The organism is Pseudoalteromonas haloplanktis ATCC 14393, from assembly GCF_000238355.1.
In the GTDB taxonomy this organism is placed as follows: Bacteria; Pseudomonadota; Gammaproteobacteria; order Enterobacterales; family Alteromonadaceae; genus Pseudoalteromonas; species Pseudoalteromonas haloplanktis.
Map to the genome: position 1 here is coordinate 1 of NZ_AHCA01000033.1, position 2,615 is coordinate 2,615.

2 protein-coding genes are annotated in these 2,615 nt (G+C 41.1%); both read right to left on the reverse strand.

The annotated features are described in order from the left end of the window. Positions 1-80: 80 nt before the first annotated feature. The gene (gene istB / locus PHAL_RS0122490) at positions 81-836 is read right to left on the reverse strand and encodes an IS21-like element helper ATPase IstB (RefSeq protein WP_016710687.1); all 756 of its coding nucleotides are present in this window, start codon (positions 834-836) and stop codon (positions 81-83) included. An 11-nt stretch (positions 837-847) separates the two neighbouring features. After that, entirely contained in the window at positions 848-2,398 is a 1,551-nt protein-coding gene (gene istA, locus PHAL_RS0122495) for an IS21 family transposase (protein WP_029216306.1), read from the reverse strand. Positions 2,399-2,615 lie beyond the last annotated feature (217 nt).

Sequence of the window (2,615 nt, forward strand, 5' to 3'; positions counted from 1 at the left end):
TGCGTATTCTCATGACTTTGATCACCGATTCTCATCAGCTTTGATCACCTGATTTATCATTTTGTAGAGCCATTTTTAAATTAGCTTAACTGATCATCATCAGTCAATTTATTTAGTTGTTTTCGTATCGATTCTCCTTTTAAGTTCAACTTAATCGAACCATGAATTAGCCTATCTAAAATGGCGTCAGCGTGAGTTGATTCTCCTATCATCTCATGCCAGTTTTCCTGCGGGAGCTGGCTTATAATTATGTGTGATTTATATCCATACCGCGCATCGATTAATTCGAGTAAGTCACCTCGTTGTTGCGCACTCAGTGGTTCAAGACCCCAGTCGTCTAAAATCAGTAGATCATACTTTATTAGCTTCGCCAGTAATTTCCGGTAACTGCCATCTGCTTGTGCTAGAAACAGGCTTTCAAGTAGTTCTTTCAATCGAATATAGTAAACACTTTTTCCTTGCAAACAGTGTTCATGCCCTAATGCACATGCGAGGTAGGTTTTTCCACAGCCTGTTGCGCCAGTGATTAAGATATTTTGGTGTAAGTTCAGCCAGCTATTTTGGCTTAAGTTACGTATCTGTGCTTTTTCTATATTGCGTGTCGGCGAGTAAATCAGTTGATTTAACTGAGCCGGTAAGCGGAATTTAGCGTGGCGTACGAGTCGGTCGATTTTTCTTTGCTCACGCGAGTCAATTTCATGTGTTAGCAATAAACTGATGCGCTCTATAAAGCTTTGTTCTTGATATAGATTTGGCTGTTCAAGCTGCTGCTTGAGTGCTTGCTTTATACCCGATAACTTGAGTAGTTGAAGTTGCTGGTTAATGGTATCTATCATGTTTTCATTCCTTAATGGTAATAATCTGTACCACGTATGTTGCTGTGTGTAATTGGCTTTTCTGGCTCTGTTTGCTGTGTGGGTAACGGTTGTTGATCCAACCCTTTCTTCAGCATCTGCTTTATTGATTTGAGTGTGGTCGTATTCATCACGATTGCGCGATAACACGCTTGCTCAAGCCGCTCTTTTGAATAGATTTTAGCTAAACTCAACACCCCTAAACAGGCGCGATAAGCATGCTCGGGGTGACGCCGTCCACTGAGCTGTAACTCAATAACTTGGTGGGTATACTCCCCGATACTTAATGCCCATGAGCGTAAATTTATCGGTGACTGCTCATGCTGTTTTTGATGCGCCAGAGGCATATGATGAGACTGTGTTGTATGCCCACCTAAACGGTGTGAGCGCGGATGCTGTGCGATTAAGGTATCGTCATGATAAAGCTGTACTAGCTGATTGGTTATATGTGCGCGTAATTGTTTCTTAACCCATTGATACGGCACACTGTAATAATGTTTTTCTATTTCAACATGATAATCAATGTGTACTCGCACCGTTTTAATTTGTGTATAGTGATAGGGCTTTTCTGGCAATGGCTTTAATGCGCTTTTATCCACCCTATCAAATAGCTGTTTACGTGACTGTTGATATTGCTTCATAACCTTATTGTTCATTACATCAAGTAGCTTTGCTATTTCTTGATTTAGGTGCGCTAAGCTGTAGAAGGTTTGGTTACGCAGACGTGCCATGATCCAACGCTCAACAATTTGTACACCGACTTCAGCCTTCGATTTATCTTTGGGTTTATAAGGTCTAGCAGGTATGACAGCGACGTTAAAATACTCAGCTAATTGATGATACGTGGGGTTTAAATCTGGCTCGTAGCGACAGGGTTTACTGACAGCACTTCTGAGATTATCGGGAATAACAAGCGCTGGTACACCGCCTAAAAACGCAAAGCAACGGGCATGACTCATCACCCAATCTTCAAGTTGTTGGCTATACGTTGCTTCAGCATAGGTATAATTTGATGCGCCGAGTACGGCAACAAACACTTGAGCAGTCCGTGTCTTCTGCGTTGTAGGGCATGTGATGGTCAATGTGGGGCCACAATAATCCACAAACAGCTTTTCACCACCTTTATGATGTTGACGCATCGATAACCGTTGTTTTCCCAACCATTCCCGGTAGGCGCGGCAGAAGTGGCTGTAGCTGTAATAAGGCTCACCGATTTTCTCAAGTAATTCATCGAATACTAACTGCAACGTTAAATGTTTATGCTGCTTTAAATCCCTGTTGATAGCGAGCCAATCAGGTGTTGGGTATCTTTTTTGACGGGTTGAGAAGTCCCTGATTTTTGTATTAAGAAAAGCACCGTGTTGCTTATCTTCAGGTAACGGCCATTGGTTTAAGCCTAACTCATTGGCTTTTTTAACGTAATTAGCGACGGTACCAGGGGAGATATTTAAGCTTCTGGCAATCTCTCGATGGGATAATTTAGCTGAATATTTCAGCCGTAAAATAGCCTGTAATTTACTCATAGATATAGGTCTTGTTGACATGATTGTTATCCTCATCAAACGATTTAGATAACGGTTTAACATACCTACAAAAATGATAAAACGTGAACTCGGTAACGAGTGGCATTAAGCTTTGATCGGCAAAATTATTAAGAACACAAAAGTGATCATTATCAAGTAATTTTCGTGATCAAAGCTTAATGAGAATAAGCGATCAAAGTTAATGCCATTGGGTGATCAAAGCTAGGGAGAATATGCA

Excerpts from the sequence above, each read along its gene's own strand:
- istB (WP_016710687.1), bottom strand. The coding sequence starts at position 836 with ATGATAGATACCATTAACCAGCAACTTCAACTACTCAAGTTATCGGGT.
- istA (WP_029216306.1), bottom strand. The coding sequence starts at position 2,398 with ATGTCAACAAGACCTATATCTATGAGTAAATTACAGGCTATTTTACGG.